12 protein-coding genes are annotated in these 17,955 nt (G+C 39.1%); 10 read left to right on the forward strand and 2 right to left on the reverse strand.

Features of this window, described 5'->3' with window-relative positions; genetic code table 11:
• Nucleotides 1–756 precede the first annotated feature (756 nt).
• The 4 genes from acsn021_RS06715 to acsn021_RS06730 all read left to right on the forward strand — a co-directional run bounded on the left by acsn021_RS06715 (nucleotide 757) and on the right by acsn021_RS06730 (nucleotide 10,641).
• The gene (locus tag acsn021_RS06715; RefSeq protein WP_279289748.1) at nucleotides 757–3,573 is read left to right on the forward strand and encodes a glycoside hydrolase family 48 protein; all 2,817 of its coding nucleotides are present in this window, start codon (nucleotides 757–759) and stop codon (nucleotides 3,571–3,573) included.
• Nucleotides 3,574–3,891: 318 nt separating this feature from the next.
• On the forward strand, nucleotides 3,892–6,843 hold the full coding sequence (locus tag acsn021_RS06720) for a glycoside hydrolase family 9 protein (protein WP_184092446.1): 2,952 nt from the start codon (nucleotides 3,892–3,894) through the stop codon (nucleotides 6,841–6,843).
• A gap of 314 nt (nucleotides 6,844–7,157) precedes the next feature.
• On the forward strand, nucleotides 7,158–9,848 hold the full coding sequence (locus acsn021_RS06725) for a sensor histidine kinase (RefSeq protein ID WP_184092447.1): 2,691 nt from the start codon (nucleotides 7,158–7,160) through the stop codon (nucleotides 9,846–9,848).
• 97 nt (nucleotides 9,849–9,945) lie between these two features.
• Nucleotides 9,946–10,641, forward strand: coding sequence for a response regulator (locus acsn021_RS06730; RefSeq protein WP_184092448.1), 696 nt, complete (start codon nucleotides 9,946–9,948; stop codon nucleotides 10,639–10,641).
• Between the two features lie 155 nt (nucleotides 10,642–10,796).
• Here acsn021_RS06730 and acsn021_RS06735 read toward each other — a convergent pair whose 3' ends face one another.
• Nucleotides 10,797–11,555 (reverse strand): EFR1 family ferrodoxin, encoded by a 759-nt coding sequence (locus acsn021_RS06735; protein WP_184092449.1) that lies wholly within the window; start codon nucleotides 11,553–11,555, stop codon nucleotides 10,797–10,799.
• 49 nt (nucleotides 11,556–11,604) lie between these two features.
• A complete protein-coding gene (locus acsn021_RS06740; RefSeq protein WP_184092567.1) occupies nucleotides 11,605–11,976 on the reverse strand; it encodes an ArsR/SmtB family transcription factor in 372 nt (123 codons plus the stop codon).
• Nucleotides 11,977–12,381: 405 nt separating this feature from the next.
• On the opposite strand from acsn021_RS06740, the gene acsn021_RS06745 reads away from it, so the two are divergent.
• The 6 genes from acsn021_RS06745 (at nucleotide 12,382) to acsn021_RS06770 (ending at nucleotide 17,848) form a co-directional block, all read left to right on the forward strand.
• Complete coding sequence (locus tag acsn021_RS06745) at nucleotides 12,382–13,284, forward strand: radical SAM protein (protein WP_184092450.1); 903 nt, start codon at nucleotides 12,382–12,384, stop codon at nucleotides 13,282–13,284.
• A 164-nt stretch (nucleotides 13,285–13,448) separates the two neighbouring features.
• A complete protein-coding gene (gene rlmD / locus acsn021_RS06750) occupies nucleotides 13,449–14,951 on the forward strand; it encodes a 23S rRNA (uracil(1939)-C(5))-methyltransferase RlmD (RefSeq protein WP_184092451.1) in 1,503 nt (500 codons plus the stop codon).
• A gap of 484 nt (nucleotides 14,952–15,435) precedes the next feature.
• Entirely contained in the window at nucleotides 15,436–15,966 is a 531-nt protein-coding gene (locus acsn021_RS06755) for an SUKH-4 family immunity protein (protein ID WP_184092452.1), read from the forward strand.
• Nucleotides 15,967–16,065: 99 nt separating this feature from the next.
• Nucleotides 16,066–16,611: an SMI1/KNR4 family protein gene (locus acsn021_RS06760; protein WP_184092453.1), complete on the forward strand. Its 546-nt coding sequence runs from the start codon at nucleotides 16,066–16,068 to the stop codon at nucleotides 16,609–16,611.
• Nucleotides 16,612–16,645: 34 nt separating this feature from the next.
• Nucleotides 16,646–17,059 (forward strand): hypothetical protein, encoded by a 414-nt coding sequence (locus acsn021_RS06765; protein ID WP_184092454.1) that lies wholly within the window; start codon nucleotides 16,646–16,648, stop codon nucleotides 17,057–17,059.
• A gap of 39 nt (nucleotides 17,060–17,098) precedes the next feature.
• Nucleotides 17,099–17,848, forward strand: coding sequence for a DUF7716 domain-containing protein (locus tag acsn021_RS06770; protein ID WP_184092455.1), 750 nt, complete (start codon nucleotides 17,099–17,101; stop codon nucleotides 17,846–17,848).
• The last annotated feature ends 107 nt before the right edge of the window (nucleotides 17,849–17,955 follow it).

The following is a 17,955-nucleotide window of genomic DNA, read 5'->3' on the forward strand; positions in this document are numbered from 1 at the left end:
AAAAAATGAACTGGCAGTAAAGCAGGCTATAACATGACTACTAAAGGAAAACAAAACGGTACTGATGATTGCTCATAATCTGTCTATGATACGGCATGCCGATTAGTTACTGGTTTTATCGAATGGAACGATAGTAGAACAGGGACGCCATGAGGAGCTGCTAGAACAAAAGGGCAGATATTATTCCATGTTGGCGGCAGAGCAGGAAATACAAGATATCTAAGACATGCCAGAAAAAATCAGCTAAAATGTAAAATATTTTAGTAATATCGAAAGTTTTTAGAAAATAGTAAAAAGGTCATAAATTGTAATTTATTTACAGATTTTTGTTGACATAATAAGTAAAACATGGTATGTTATTGGTAAATAATTACATAAATGTTACAAAATGATACTTTAAATTAGTTATTAAGTTCGAAAGTTTTAGTGAAATCAGGAAAAAATTATAAATTTTCGTCTTATTCCATAAAAGGCCGCATAGTCTAAAAGAGGACATGCCTTATACCGGCAAAACGGCTTAGGTCAAGAAGTTATACAGAACTACAAGAGAAAGGTGTCTTAGGTACAAGAGGTGAACAAAAGATGATACATAGAAAAGGATCTTAAAAGTATAATGAGGGGCTTTCAACTTAATTCAGACAGCAGGATTTCTTTATTGGAATCAAGTAGAGAAAGGGGCGTAGACATGGGGTTTTACTACAGTAAAGAACCAGCTGAGGGAATTAGTTGTTAGATAAATTATGAGGAGGTTATTGGATGATACGCAAAGATTTAATAAAACAAAGGATTTTAGAACGTTTTAAAAAAGTTATGAATTTATTTTGCTCCGGAAGCAGAAGAAAACGCTTCCCGAAAGTGGTAGTGGCTACGCTGCTTATGATGGGAATGCTTTCAGCATCCTTTGCACCACTTGGAATCACTAGGGCACCTGAAATTGCCCTTGCCAGCTCAGATGTTTATCAGGATAGATTTTTAGAACTCTGGGAGGATATCAAAGATCCTTCAAACGGCTATTTCAGTCCGGAAGGGATTCCTTATCATTCGATTGAAACGCTGATTGTGGAAGCACCTGATTATGGTCATGTAACCACAAGTGAAGCATTCAGCTACTACATGTGGCTAGAGGCTATGTATGGCAAATTTACCGGTGATTTTGATGGTTTTAAAGAAGCTTGGAGAGTAGCAGAGGAATATATTATCCCAACAGAAAAAGACCAGCCGAATTCAAGTATGAGTAAATATAATCCGAATTCTCCGGCTACCTATGCCCCAGAGTGGGAATTACCTGATTATTACCCGGCAAAGCTTGAATTTAATGCGCCGGTAGGTAAAGACCCGATTCATAATGAGTTGGTTTCCACCTATAAGACCTCTACTATATACGGTATGCACTGGATATTAGATGTTGATAACTGGTACGGTTATGGCAGAAGAGGTGACGGCAAATCCACACCGTCTTATATTAATACTTTCCAGAGAGGTAAACAAGAGTCTTCCTGGGAGACCATACCACATCCAAGCTGGGATGAAATGACTTTTGGCGGAAGAAATGGTTTTCTGGATTTGTTCGTAGGAGATAATTCCTATTCAAAGCAGTTCAGATATACAAATGCACCCGATGCAGATGCTCGTGCGGTTCAGGCTACTTACTGGGCTGACCAGTGGGCAGATGAATATGGTGTAGATCTTGGTACATATAAGTCAAAAGCCAGTAAAATGGGTGATTATTTAAGATATTCCATGTTTGATAAGTATTTCCGTAAAATAGGTACACCTTCCGTAGCGGGTACGGGTTATGATTCAGCACATTATCTGCTATCCTGGTACTATTCTTGGGGTGGTGGAATTTCAGCTGATTGGGCTTGGAAGATTGGAAGCAGCCACAATCACTTTGGTTACCAGAATCCTATGGCAGCCTGGATTTTATCAGAAAATGCTGAATTTAAACCACTTTCTCAAAATGGTGCGAGAGACTGGGCAACCAGTTTGGATAGACAGCTAGAGTTCTATCAGTGGTTACAGTCCGCTGAGGGTGCTATTGCAGGTGGTGCCAGCAATTCAAGAAATGGTCGCTATGATGAATGGCCGGCAGGAACCGGAACTTTCTATGGAATGGGCTATGAAGAAAATCCTGTATATGCAGATCCCGGAAGTAATACATGGTTTGGCATGCAGGCATGGTCAATGCAGCGTATCGCAGAATTATACTATAAAACAGGTGATACTAGAGCAAAAGAATTACTGGATAGATGGGTTCCTTGGGTAAAATCAGTGGTTAAGCTGAATGCAGACGGTACCTTTGCTATACCTAATGAGATTGACTGGTCAGGTCAGCCGGATACATGGACAGGCACCTATACAGGTAATAAAAATCTTCATGTATCAGTAGTAAGCTATGGAACTGATCTTGGCGTAGCCGGTTCGTTATCCAATGCTTTATTGTATTACAGCAAAGCATCCGGTGATGATGAAGCAAGAGAAATCGCTAAAGAGATTTTAGATCGTATCTGGACCCTTTACAGAGATGATAAAGGAGTTGCAGCACCAGAAGCTAGAGCAGATTACAGTCGTTTCTTTGAACAAGAAGTTTTTGTTCCCAAGAATTGGACTGGAACTATGGCGAATGGTGATGCACTTAAATCCGGTGTAACTTTCCTTGATATCCGTTCAAAATACAGAGATGACCCTAATTTCCATATCCTTCAGGATGCTTATAATAAAGGAGAAGATCCTGTATTTACGTATCACAGATTCTGGGCACAGTGTGATGTTGCAATTGCAAATGGTGTATACTCTATGCTGTTTAGCGAGAATACAGAACCGGTTGATAATTCTTCCATCACGCCAAGAACTGCAATCTTTGATAAAAAGGTAGAAAACCAACAGGATGTTGAAGTAACACTTATCTTAAACGGAAATACGTTCACTGGTATTAAAGACGGCAGCCTAAGCTTGGTTGAAGGCACAGATTACACTTTAGCTGGTGATACAGTAACAATTCTTTCCTCCTATCTTGCACAAAAAGCAGTAGGCGATTTAAGGCTTACTTTTACCTTTAGTAAAGGAGTTTCTCCGGTACTTACCATTACCATAAAAGATTCGTCTGTTGTTGTGGTGGAAGGTAATATAAAAGTGCAGGTATCTAATGGAGCTACAACGGCTCAAACCAATGGAATTAGTCCAAAAATTAAGCTTTACAACACAGGAGATACTGCAATTAATCTTTCGGATGTAAAACTTAGATATTACTATACCATTGATGGAGAGAAAGACCAAAGCTTCTGGTGTGACTGGACAACGGTAGGCAGCAACAATGTGACTGCAAGCTTTGTAAAACTGCCAACTGCCAAAACAGATGCAGATTATTATTTAGAAATCGGCTTTACTACTGGTGCCGGAGAATTAGCAGCCGGTCAGTCTATAGACGTCCAAGTCAGATTCTCAAAATCTGACTGGAGTAATTATACACAGACAAATGACTACTCCTTTACTGGCGACAGCAGTTTTTCTGACTGGTCAAAAGTTACTGGATATATTGGTGATACCCTAAACTGGGGTATTGAACCTAAGTAATCCAAACACTAAATAGGTAGAAGCCTGTCCCCAATCCGCTATTGGTCGAAATAGGATTTGGGGACAGGTTAAACTAATAAGGGGAGAATCATGCAGTCTTAATGTATGTACAGTGTATCAATTGTTTCTACGCCGGGATTTTGAAGCTATTCTGCCGAACGTATAAATTCAATCAGAGGTTATTATATTCCGAATAATAAACTTTAAAAGCTGGCTACATAATGTAATTGGGGAAAATGAGGGCAGTTATTCCGGCGATGAACGCTTAAACCGGTTAGATACAATTGGTACACTGACCAATAAAAAGGAGGTTTAGGTATGCGTAAAATAATTAGTCTTCTTCTTGCTGTATGCTTACTGACAGCTGGATTTTATACCCAGACGCCTGTTAAGGCAGCAACAAATTATAACTATGGTGAAGCATTACAAAAAGCAATTATGTTTTACGAATTCCAGCGTTCCGGTGAGTTACCGGATGATATAAGAAATAACTGGAGGGGTGATTCCGGTCTGTCAGATGGTTCTGATGTTGGTCTTGATTTAACCGGAGGCTGGTATGATGCCGGAGATCATGTAAAGTTCAACCTTCCTATGGCTTATACAGCTACTATGCTTGCCTGGAGTATTTATGAAGCAGAAGATGCTCTGCGAGACAGCGGGCAGCTGGAATATCTTTTAAAAGAAATCAAATGGGCAACAGATTATTTAATAAAATGCCATCCTTCTGCCAATGTATTCTACTATCAGGTAGGAGATGGTAATGCAGACCATTCCTGGTGGGGACCGGCAGAGGTAATGCAAATGGAAAGACCCTCCTTTAAAGTAGATTTAAGTAAACCGGGATCTGCTGTAACAGGGGAAGCAGCCGCAGCCTTAGCAGCCGCAGCCGTTATATTTGAAGATATTGACCCTGCCTATGCAGCAACCTGCATCAAACATGCAAAAGAATTGTTTGCCTTTGCAGATACAGCAAAAAGCGACAGCGGTTATACGGCAGCCAATGGCTTTTATAGTTCTCACAGTGGATTTTATGATGAATTATCCTGGGCAGGGGTATGGTTATATCTTGCAACGGGAGAAACTCCATACCTTACTAAGGCAGAATCCTATGTATCTAATTGGGGAACGGAACCACAATCTTCAACCATTGCTTACAAATGGGCTCAAAGCTGGGATGATAAACATAACGGCGCAGCATTGCTCCTTGCCAAAATAACCGGTAAGGAAGTGTATAAAACTGCTACGGAGATGCATCTTGATTACTGGAGTGTCGGTTACAATGGAAGCAGAGTTTCTTATACACCAAAGGGTCTGGCATGGTTAGATTCCTGGGGTGCACTTAGATATGCAACAACAACTGCATTTTTAGCAAGTGTATATGCTGATTGGTCCGGCTGCACACCAAGTAAAGTCGATACCTATAAGACTTTTGCTAAGCAGCAGGTGGATTACGCTCTGGGAAGTACAGGCCGTAGTTTTGTGGTAGGTTTTGGTACAAACCCTTCTGAAAGACCTCATCACAGAACAGCACATGGTTCCTGGGCTGACAGTCAGACAACACCGAATAATCACAGACATACTATTTATGGTGCTCTGGTAGGAGGGCCTGGTAAAGACGATAGTTATACTGACGATATTGGTAATTATATCAATAATGAGATTGCCTGTGATTACAATGCAGGTTTTGTTGGAGCACTTGCTAAATTATATGGAGAATATGGCGGTAATCCAATCGAGAATTTTAAAGCGATTGAAGAAGTAACCGATGACGAGTTCTTTGTAGAAGCAGGAATAAATGCATCGGGCAATAATTTTATTGAAGTTAAGGCTTTAATAAATAACCGCACCGGTTGGCCTGCTAGAATGGGAGATAAGTTATCCTTTAAGTATTTTGTAGACATTACTGAGGGAGTAAACTTAGGTTACAGTGCAGCAGATTTTACAGTAAAAACGAACTATAATGCAGGTGCAACTGTATCCAATTTATTGCCTTGGGATGTAGAAAACAATATTTATTATGTAGATGTTGATTTTACCGGAACTAAGATATATCCAGGAGGACAGTCCGCCTATAGAAAAGAAGTTCAGTTCCGTATAGCCGGACCAATGAATACGAACTTCTGGGATAATTCCAATGATTTCTCCTACACAGATATCAAAGGTGTAAGTTCAGGAAAGACTGTTAAAACGGTTTATATTCCTGTGTATGACGCAGGCGTAAAGGTATTTGGTGATGAACCGGGAAATGCCCAGAGCAGTTCTTCCATCACACCGGTAACAGCCGCTTTTGATAAGTATGATCCAAAAGATATTACTGTAACAGTAAATTATAACGGTAATACCTTAAATAGTATCAAAAACGGAACAACCACACTGGTAAAAGGTACAGATTATACCGTAACTGGAGATGCTATAAAGCTTGCAGCCTCCTATCTGTCAACCCTCACGACAGGTACGACGAAGTTAGTTTTTGACTTTAGTGCAGGTATGGATCCGGCCTTAACCATAAGTGTAACCGATACAACGCCAAGCGCTTCTATTACTCCTACTTCTGCACAGTTTGATAAACATCCTGATAATCAGGCAGACATTGCGGTTGATTTGACATTAAACGCTCATACCTTTAATGGTATCCGTAACGGCAGTACACTGTTGACCGAAGGTACAGATTATGTAGTGACTGATGATACCGTTACCCTGTTAAGCTCCTATTTGGCAGGAAAAACATTAGGAAAGCTTGAGCTGACCTTTGATTTTAGTGCAGGTATCGATCCGGTACTTACGGTAACCATAATAGATAGCTCTATTGTAGTTAGTGGAGATATTAAAGTGCAGATGTTTAATGGAAGCACTTCTGCCTCTACCAATGGTATTACACCAAGATTTAAGTTATATAATACAGGAACAACGGATATTAATCTATCTGATGTAACCCTGCGGTATTACTACACAATTGACGGAGAGAAAGCACAGACTATGTGGTGTGACTGGTCTACTGCCGGAACTGACAATGTAACCGGTAAGTTTGTAAAACTTCCAGTGGCAGCAAGTGAAGCGGATTATTATTTAGAAATCGGATTCACTTCTGCGGCAGGTGTTTTAACTGCCGGAAGCTCCATTGAAGTACAGGTAAGATTCTCAAAAAATGATTGGACAAATTATACCCAGACAGGAGATTACTCCTATCAGGGAACAGGTTCCAGTTATGTTGACTGGGATAAGGTAACAGGTTATCTTGCTGGAAATCTCCAATGGGGTATCGAGCCTTAATGTCATCTCCCAAAGAATCGTGTGAAACTAAAACCACAATTCACACACCCTAAGTAACTATCCATCGCATAAAATATAAGGTATACACAAAGACTGCTGCAAACCCTGAAACAGATGGGGTTTGCAGCAGTCTTTTAATGACACTAATTTCTTTATACAATCTTTATACCAAAAGGAGTTTCTAAACACTATTTTTATACACATTTTGTTTGCTTTAGGTTATAATTATCTGATTAATGGAATCACACGTTTATTTTAGAGGCCATGGGACATCTGCAAGTAGATTGGTATGCAATTCAAAAGGTGGTGAAGTGATGGTTCAAAGAGAAGTAAGACAAGAAGTAGATACTATTTTAGATGAAATAAAAAACAAAGACAAAACCAGAGGAAACTTAAAAATATTTTTTAGTTATGCAGCCGGTGTTGGCAAAACCTATGCAATGTTAGATGAGGCAAGAGAGAAGTTAAAAAGTGGAAATAACGTAATGATTGGATATGTGGAGCCACATATTCGCCCGGAGACAATGGAGCTGGTACAAGGGATTCCGATGCTGCCGCCCACGTCCGTTAAGCAGAATAACCATGAATTAAAGGAATTTGATTTGGATGGGGCTTTAAGAATAAAACCGGATATTATACTTGTGGATGAGCTGGCCCACACCAACGTAAAAGGTTTACGCAATAAAAAACGCTATCAGGACGTAGAGGAACTGCTCCATGCCGGGATAGATGTTTATACCACATTGGATGTACAGCATATCGAAAGCTTGAATAATGTAATAGAGGATATTACAAAGGTAACAGTGAAAGAAACTGTACCGGATTATATTTTTGAACAGGCCGATTATGTAAAGTTAATTGATACTGACCCAGAAGAGCTTATAGTACGTCTGAAAAAGGGAAAGATATGTTCAGAAGACAGGGTAGAATCTGCTATGAAAAATTTCTTTACAAGAGAAAATCTTAGCATATTGCGTGAGATTGCCATGCGGTTAGCTGCCGACAGACTAAGCAATGAAAATCAAAACGACCATGGACTGGCAGAAAAGATGGCAAATAGTAAGTTCTTAGTATGCTTCGGGACATCCCCCTCATCTGCAAAATGCATCCGATGGACAGCCAGGGCAGCAGAAGCTTTTCATGCGCCATGGGCGGCTCTATATGTAGAAAATGAGAAAAATAAGAGCTTAGCAAGAACCGAATTAAGTAATCTTAAAGCCAATATGGAGCTGGCGGAAACCCTGGGAGGGGAACTTGTTACTTTAAACGGGCACAACGTAGCCGAAGTAATCTCAGAATACGCTAAAGTGTCGGGAATCACAAACATTGTAATTGGTAAGAGTCGGAACAGTCGTTCTCTTAAAAATATATTTACGGAGGATTTAGAGGACAGCCTGATTGCTCTGTTACCTACCATAGAGGTTCATATTATACCTGGCAGTAACTCCTTTAACCATTCCTTAAAAAAAGAAGCCAGACTTTATTTAGGAGACAAATTCAGTATAACCTGGATTGATATTATAAAGACAGCCGGAATTCTGGCAGCAGCTACAGGACTATCCTATTTTTTGGTGGGGATGCATTTAGGGGAACAAAACATTATGCTGGTTTATATTCTGGCAGTGATGTTAATATCGGTTAAAACAAAAGGTTACACCTTTGGTATTTTATCCTCTTTCATAAGCGTGGTGGGATTTGACTATTTTTTTACCAGGCCTTATCTGACCTTATATACTTTACAGCCGGAGTATCCGCTTACTTTTGCCATAATGTTAATAGTAGCAACAGCCACCAGTACACTTACAATCCGTATAAAAGAACAATTAAAGCTTACGGTTAACAGAGAACACCGTACGGAGATGCTATATGAAATTAATAAAAAGCTTTTAGCCACCAGAGGACTTGAAAATATTGTAAAGATTACCAACAATTATATTGTTAAGTTATTTCACAAGTCCGTAATCTTTTATACCGCAGACCCAAGCATCGGTATAAATGGTATATTACAGCAGGCTCAAGAAGACAGTGATTCTACGTATATGCACCAGGAAAATGAAAAGGCAGTGGCACAATGGGTATTTGCAAATCAAAAGCGAGCAGGAACCGGAACCGATACACTTACTGGCGCAAATGGCTTTTATATGCCTGTTATATCACAGGGAAATGTATTTGGAGTACTTGGAATCTCCTGTATCGACGGAGAATTAAACCATGACAAAAGACAGTTCCTTCGTATGATTGCATCTCAGGTAGCTATGGCATTAGAGCGTCAGCATCTATCCAATGAACAGAGAAGAATTTTAGTAAGCTCAGAAAAAGAAAAAATGCGGAGTAATCTACTGCGAGCTATTTCTCATGATCTTAGGACGCCTCTGACCGGAATACTGGGTGCCAGTTCTGCTATTCTTGATAACTATGATAGGATAGACAGGGAAACTAATGAGAAACTCTTAAAGAATATTAAAGATGAATCCCAGTGGCTTATCCGCATGGTAGAAAATCTGCTGTCCATAACCAGGATTAGGGAAGGGACCATGAATGTGACAAAAGCGCCGGAGGCAGCAGAAGAAATCGTTGCTGAGGCTATTAGTAGAATTCGAAAACGCTTTCCGGAGACCAACCTGACAGTAAAAGTGCCGGAAAAGGTAGTGATAGTACCAATGGATGGAACCTTAATCGTACAGGTGCTGATAAATCTGGTGGAGAATGCCATTAAACATACACCTTCCGGTAAATTAATAGAAGTAAATGTAAGAGAAGGTATCAATAGTATTATTTTTGAGGTTTCAGATAGCGGAGAGGGTATACCAGAGGAAGAACTATCAGGTATCTTTGAGTATGTTCCGGGAGGAAAAGGAAGCTCAGATTCCACCAGAGGTATGGGGATTGGTTTGTCCTTGTGCATGTCTATTATTAAAGCACATGACGGAAGTATGGAAGCGAAAAATAAAAAGGATGGCGGAGCAGTCTTTCGTTTCTATCTGCCAATGGAAGAAGGAGAATAGTGTGAAATAAAGGGCAATTTCACACCTTGATTGATACGTGTGCAAGCGCAGATAGCGTAGTGCAATTAGTACTAGAGCACACAGATTGGAGTTTAGAATGCAAAATAATCCGATTATACTTATTGTGGAAGACGATGATGGCATTTCCAGCTTTATATCAGCCATATTAAAAGCAAACGATTATTCTGTACTTAAAACTAATAAGGGTACGGAGGCAGTCTCAATGATTTGCTCCCATATGCCGGACTTGGTAATACTAGATTTAGGACTTCCGGATATTGATGGTGTGGAAGTATTAAAGAAAATTAGAACCTGGAGCGGACTCCCCATCCTAATCGTGTCTGCCAGAGGGCATGAAAGAGATAAAGTAGAAACACTTGACTTGGGAGCTGATGACTTTATTACGAAGCCTTTTGGCACCAATGAACTCTTAGCAAGAATTCGAATGGCGTTACGGCATGCCAGGAAAAATACAGACGGCTCTGTCTTCACAACCCAATATGTAAATGGTAAGTTAAAGGTAGATTGTGACAAAAGGGTTGTAACCATGGAAGAAAAAGAAGTTCATCTTACCCCTATTGAATACAAAATAATCGTCCTATTGTGTTCTAATGTAGGGAAAGTGCTGACACATGACTATATTATCCGGAATATCTGGGGACCCTACACCAATGAGTCCCAGACCCTGCGGGTAAACATGGCAAATATTAGAAGGAAGCTTGAGAAGAATCCGGCAGAGCCGGAATATATATTAACAGAAATCGGAGTAGGATATCGTATGGCAGAATTTTAACCTATGTGTATAGTCATTTTGCTGGGAATGCTCCTCTTTGTACCGTTCTATGTTACGGTTTATGGTAAGTAACCTTATGTCTAATGGTTTCCTATCGCGAACAAAGCGGAGCATTCTTTTTATAATAAACAGAATAAATAGTTTCCCGACGTACACTAGGGACGGACAAAACCAGTATTATAATATCTTGGTTTGCCCTGGGATTTCTTTTTGTACTCAATAGCTTCTTTCGGGCAAGAGCAGATACAAGCCATACAATGGGTGCAATTACCATCCCAGACCGGTTTACCTTCATTCATCCGGACATTGTTAAGGGGACAGACCTTTTCACACTTTTTACAACCGATACAGGCATCCGTTGCATAAAATCCCTTTGCACTAACAAATAATTTGTAAAAAAGAGGATTCGTTGCACTGCTGATTAATTTGTCCGCTAGATTGATAGTTTCCGCTGCTAAAGTCTGTTTATTCTTAATGCGCTGACCAAGTGCCTGAATTACAGGCAGAGCCTTGTCAATTATGACAGCAGCCTCCACTTTATCAGGCGCGTCAAACATAGCAATGTAATTTTCAGGCATAATCAGCGAGGAGAATCCCATAAAAGTAAAGTGTTTATCAGTACATAATTTTTTTGCAAAGTGCACAGCGTCGTGAGTATGAGTACCGCAGGTCAGGAGAAAATAAGCCTGGTTATTTCCTGTGAATTCAGAATTTCGAATAAATTCTTCAACCACCCGTGGAAGCCGCCAGGCATAGGTAGGGGCAACAAAAACAAAGGGCTCCTTAGAATGAATAGTAACCCGGTTCCCCTTCTTTATGCAATCGTTGATAGAAACAATTTCGTCACCGGTTTCTGCCTGTATCACTTGTGCCGCATACCGGCTATTCCCGGTACCACTGAAATATAAAATCATATAGTATCTCCTCTCAATATCTAAAATTCTAGTGGGAATTATAAAAAATTTATTCCGTTCTATTATAAAGCTCTTTTTCTTCCGCTGGCATGGTTTGAATAATTTCATTGACAAGGGTAACCAGATGCAGAATTTTACTCCATTGTGTATCCGCAGCCTTTATAAAATAATAATTCATAGTGCCCTCACGGCGCATATCAATAATGTCTGCATTCTTTAGAATCTGTAAATGGTGGGAAACCGCAGAGCGGGATAGGTGCGTCCTCATTGTTATTTCACCTACCCGGCTTCCATGACCTTCACTTTCTAAAAGTGCAATAATAATCTGTTGCCTGGTTTCATCACCAATGGCAATTAGTGCTTTCTGGCAATCCTTAAATTCACTGGAAAGTGAAAGCATGCAATCCTTACAGTCCTCCATAAAGAAGTTCCTTTCGTAATAAATTATTGTCAGTATTAGGGTGTCAAAGCCCTGATAATTATATAGAACCAGACATTTGTCTAAAGTCAAAGACTCCTGCTTCAATTTCAATGAATGTTTTACAATCACCTCTATAGATATAATATATAATTGATATAATGGTTTAAGTACTTAGACCATTATACCACGATTGAAATAAAATATATCAATGGTAGAGAAAATCAAGTCCATTAATTCGAGGTAGATATTACAACACAGCTTTGGTATAATAACTTAGTATTTCAAGATGACATAGCAATGAATAAAATATTCGTATATAAGAATTTATAAAAGAGCATGTGAAACAAGTTATGAAAGAAGTGGTAATATCACAGGTAAGCCTGTAATAACCAAGAGGTCAAAAAGATGTATGGACATTTATTAGAAGACTGCACATTATGTCCGAGGAATTGCCATGTTAACCGACTAAAAGGAGAGATTGGCAGGTGCAGGGTAAGCGGTGAATTGATGGTGGCAAGGGCCGCCTTGCATATGTGGGAGGAGCCTTCTATATCAGGGGAAACAGGTTCTGGTACGGTATTCTTCTCAGGATGTTCCCTGGGGTGTGTTTATTGTCAGAATCATAATATAGCAGCAGGTATGGCAGGAAAAAAGATAACCATAGAAAGACTTGCTGAAATATTTCTTGAATTACAGGAGAAAAAGGCTAATAATATAAATCTGGTAACACCGGGACACTATGTACCACAGATAATGAACGCGATAGAACTCTCAAAGTCCAGAGGATTGGAACTGCCTATTGTATACAATACCAGTAGCTATGAGAAGGCGGAAACCTTGAAACTGCTAGAAGGCTATATCGATATTTATCTGCCGGATATGAAATATTATGATAAGGCAATAGCCAAAAAGTACTCGAAGGCAGAAGAGTATTTCAAATATGCCAGCGAAGCCTTACAAGAGATGGTACGTCAGGTCGGGAAACTTACATTTCGTGAAGACGGTGTTTTGACAAAAGGTGTAATTGTAAGACATTTGACCCTTCCCGGATATCTTACTGATTCCAAGAAGATAATAAAATATCTGTATGAAACTTATGGGGATACAATATATATCAGTATTATGAACCAGTATACACCGCTTGATAAGGTAAAAGACTATCCGGAGATTAACAGGTGCATCTCGGAAAAAGAGTATGAAGAATTAATCGATTACGCAATCGAATTGGGAATAGAAAATGGATTTATACAAGAGGGAGAAACAGCTTTGGAAAGCTTTATCCCTGAGTTTAACGAAGAAGGCGTTTAAGTGTGAAATAAAAGGCAATTTCACATCCTGATTTGAGGCAGTGCCACATCTGCAAGCAGATGCGGCATGCAAAGAGCTAGGTTGAAAAAAGATTATTTTCGACCGTTCTATTAGGCCTGTTCAATTTTTGAATAGGCATCAGAAATGAAAGGTATGGGTATAAAATGCAAGAAAAAAATGATAGAGAAAAGAGTAAAGGATATGGGGAGGCGCAAAAGAAAAGGGCAAGCGGAAAAAATGGGAATCGGAAATTTGAATTAGGTAAAGCCAAAACCAATGGATTGAATACATGTGGCAAATTTGCAGGTGAAAATAAAAAAGATAAATCTGCTGAAAAGAATACCAGAAAGTCCTTTGACAAAACAGGGAGCAAGGATAATAAGAATCAGATAAATAAAGACAACCCAAAATTCCAAGAGAGAGAAAAGTCAATAAAGAATAGAAACACCGGTAATAAAACAGTTGATAAAAATAGAAAAACGGGTAAGGATAATGCCAATAAGAGCAAATGTCCGGTATTGTATAAATGCGGTGGCTGTCAGCTTTTGCATCTGGAGTATCCTAAGCAGTTAAAGGAAAAACAGACCAGAGTTGAAGCCCTTTTAAAGAAATTCGGTAAAGTAGAGCCAATTATCGGGATGAAAAATCCGCTGCACTATCGGAATAAGGTACATGCAGCATTTGACCATGATAGAAAAGGGAATCCTATATCAGGTATATACGAATCCGGTACTCATAACATAGTTCCTATAGATAGCTGCCTTATTGAAAATGAAAAGGCTGATGCTATCATTGTATCTATCCGAGGCTTATTAAAGTCCTTTAAAATCAAGACGTATGATGAGGATACAGGCTATGGACTTCTTCGCCATGTTCTTATTAGGACAGGTCATAGCACCGGAGAAATAATGGTGGTGCTGGTAATATCCTCACCTATCTTTCCATCAAAGAACAACTTTGTAAAGGCGTTGCGTAAAATACACCCTGATATCACTACAATCGTAGTAAATGTAAACAATAAAAAGACCAGTATGATTCTTGGAGAGAAAGAACAGACCATTTATGGAAAAGGGTTTATAGAAGATACTCTGTGTGAAAAAGTATTTCGTATCTCTCCTAAATCTTTTTATCAGGTTAATCCGGTACAAACAGAAATCTTATATGGAAAAGCAATTGAACTTGCAGCCTGTAGTGGTAAGGAAATCATTGTGGATGCTTATTGCGGTATTGGAACTATTGGTATTATTGCCAGTGGTCATGTAAAGAAGGTAATCGGAGTTGAGTTGAACCAGGATGCTGTAAGGGATGCGGTTATGAACGCCAAACGAAATGATATTAGCAATATTGATTTCTATAATAAGGATGCCGGGGAATTTATGACCCAGCTGGCAGAACAGGGACAGCCGGTTGATTTGGTATTTATGGATCCTCCAAGAGCAGGAAGTGATGAGAAATTCTTAACTTCTTTGGTAACTCTGGCACCGAAGAAAGTGGTGTATATTTCTTGTAATCCGGAAACCTTGGCAAGAGATTTGGAATTTATCACGAAGAAAGGGTATCGGTGTGAAAGGATAGTGCCGGTAGATATGTTCCCGGGGACGGGGCACGTGGAGACGTGCGTACTTTTGTCCCACAAAAACCTACAAATATCTCCACCGTCCTTATAAACAGGAAAATTGAATAGAATAGACTTTAAAGGCAATTTAGCCTCGTCACATGGAAAAATCTCTATTTCTTTGATTAACGAAGAAATTAGGGATTTTTCTCTTCATAACTGATAATTTTCATGGTTTTACCATCCTTTCGATTTTTTGTTTGCTGAAATCGAAAGGACGGTGGTGGAGAACGGCAGTGAGGATCTATAAACGCAAAAATGTCCGACTGAGAAAACCTCAATCGGGCATGGTGAATCTTATTTCTTGTTGGGTACTTTTGTATTTCATCTAATGGACCATAGTACACAAGCAGCACGGCAGTACCTATTTATTAAAACGTAAGTATTTACAAATATTTTCTTGAATTTCTATTTTTTTTGCCACTTTCTGTTAAAATGTATTAGGACTATAATTTTAGAAAATTAAGGAATATAGTAAAATGTTACCGAAATACAGAGAAAGGAAAAAAATATTTCAACATAAAGGAGAAAATCGCATGATCTCACCGAAGGAATTTGCAAAGAAGTGGAAGGAACTGTGGGAGAAAGACCCCATAAAGTTCAGCGCAGAGGTGCTAAAAGGCTTAGAAGTTGATGAGGAAGTAAAGAGCTTTCTTATGGAAGGTGGACTGCCAGATGAGGCACCCTTATTAAATTTTGAAACAGAGTTGCCGTTATATGCAATAGAAGAAGATCTTAGTGACTACAAATACTTAGGCTTTACTAGTTGGGGTGACCCTATATGCCTGTATGAAGGTGATGGGTCCGTTGTGTACTTGGATCATGAAAATGATTATGAGTATGAAACATTTATCAACTCTTCAATTCCGCAGTTGGCGGAAACATTACTGGTATATTCCCAGATGATTCAGGAAGCAAGGAAGGAAAATGGAGAAGATGCAATTCTCAATAATAATATCCCGGAACGACTGAAGCATTGGTTGCTTGAAGAATTAAAAAGGATTGATCCTCCGGCGGTGGAAGGCGGTTTTTGGCAAGCAGAGCTGGAAAACCTGGATGAAGAATAGAAAACCTATCCAGAGAATATCCAAGAGCTGAAGATACTTAATAATATCTGAAAGGGATAAATCCGATACAAAATAGAATTTAAGAAGGGTTAGACTTATATGGTTAAAAATGTATTTGAAAATTATATAGGATATTCGGCAAAACTGCGTCCTGATTATCCGGATAGCCTGGGAAGCTCCATCAGCGGATGGGAAAATGTCGTAAAAACGATAACAACTGATATTCCTGCAATCTATAAAGCTATTTATGGTAAGGTTTCGGGAACGATGCGTAATATTGAAAATCAGGCTCTGATGGACTTTATTCCCGGATACCGTTTAATACATATTCAGGAGTTAGAGCAAGAGAAGACGAACCTGGACGGCGTCTTGCAGTACTGTGAAGAGATAGAAGGGCTAACTTTTCTACCCCTATTGGCAGACTACTCCAGTCATTATATTTGTTATTGCAAAGATGAGAGCGGAGCGGAAATGATTTATAGGGTGACGCTGGAGGATGAGCCAGAGTTATTATATGAATCACCGGAGACATTTTTGAAGACGATTTGTGAATATTATAAACAGCAGATATACTTTTTGGACCAGGATGGATTTTTGGATTGTGATTTTGATCATTTGGACGAACACCTTGATAAGGAGAAATAGGGTGTGATGAAATAGTAAAGTAAGGGGCAAATGTATGGAATATTATGTTTTTAATGAAAATAACTGCCGGCAAAAAGTGACTGATGAACAACTGGATACTGCTTTTTTGCAAAAGGATGAGTTACCGGTACACATCATTGCGGGGATGGGGGCAGCGAAAGCAGTCAAATACCTTCCCAGACTGAAGGAAGCGCTTTATTATGAGAAGCGGAGATCAAGACACGAAGCGATATACAGTATATTTGGTATTGAGGACAAGGAAGTAATTTCGATTTTAAAACAAAAAGAGAGCAGCTTAACTGTGGAGGAGTTAAATACCGATGGGAGTGAGAAAGCTTTTCTTCAAGCTTTGATCATACGTCTTGAGGGTGGCTCAAGTGCTGTTACGACCGCATTTTTTGATCCTTGTGTAAATGCTCTTGTAAAATACCGAATTATGTTTATGTAGTACTCCCATTTCACTATGGTACTTGAGGATCTTCATTTTTTGATCGATGCTTTGGAAGCCTTCTCTCGTAGAGAAGAAGGCTGGATTCAAGCATTGAATAAGGATGATTATACAGATGCTGTTATTCAAGGAGTCGAAGCTGTAAGTAAGGCTATGGAAAGTTATAATTTGCTGGAGCATTTATCCTGTGATTATTATAGCAAATTAGCTGTAACAGGTAAGAAATTATTAGAAATGAAGCTAGATTCTATTGTTAAGGAAACGATTGCCGATTTTTCAAAAGGATTACCACCTTCCTACGCCTATTCCATGCTTGAGCCTATCATGAATGGTAAAGCGAGAGGGGATGTTAAAAGAGAGCTTAATAAGTCACTAGCAATTCTGGCGATGAAGAGAGAGAAAAAAGAGGAAAAAGAATATCTTGATTTGGAGGAAAGCAAAATGGAAACTGTGAAATGTGTCAGAACATCTATAAGCCTGGAACAGTTATTTAAGTTGGATAATGATTTGCTCGAGGAATATGACCTATATGTCAAAGAGGGTATGGTAGAATTTGATAAAAATACCATCGTGTACTTAGATGATCCTCTGGATGTAGATGATGATACGGAGGATGAAATTTATCCAAACTTTGCACAGGAGCATGATTTACAATGGCTTTTTTCTGGTCAGGTTATTAACGATATTATTGTAAACACACAGCATCAATTACCCAATCCTACTGTGAAGGATTATATTAAAAACTTAATTTATTATAATGAAAACGATTGCTTTTTTACTTTCAAATGAATTCGTGAAGAAATGGAAGAGTATATGGGTTGAAGAACCCATAAAGTTTAGCGCAGATACGCTAGAAGACTTAGAGATGGATGAGAAAGTAGAGGAATACAGAATAT

The sequence above is a fragment of the Anaerocolumna cellulosilytica genome (genome assembly GCF_014218335.1).
GTDB classification, from domain to species: domain Bacteria; phylum Bacillota; class Clostridia; order Lachnospirales; family Lachnospiraceae; genus Anaerocolumna; species Anaerocolumna cellulosilytica.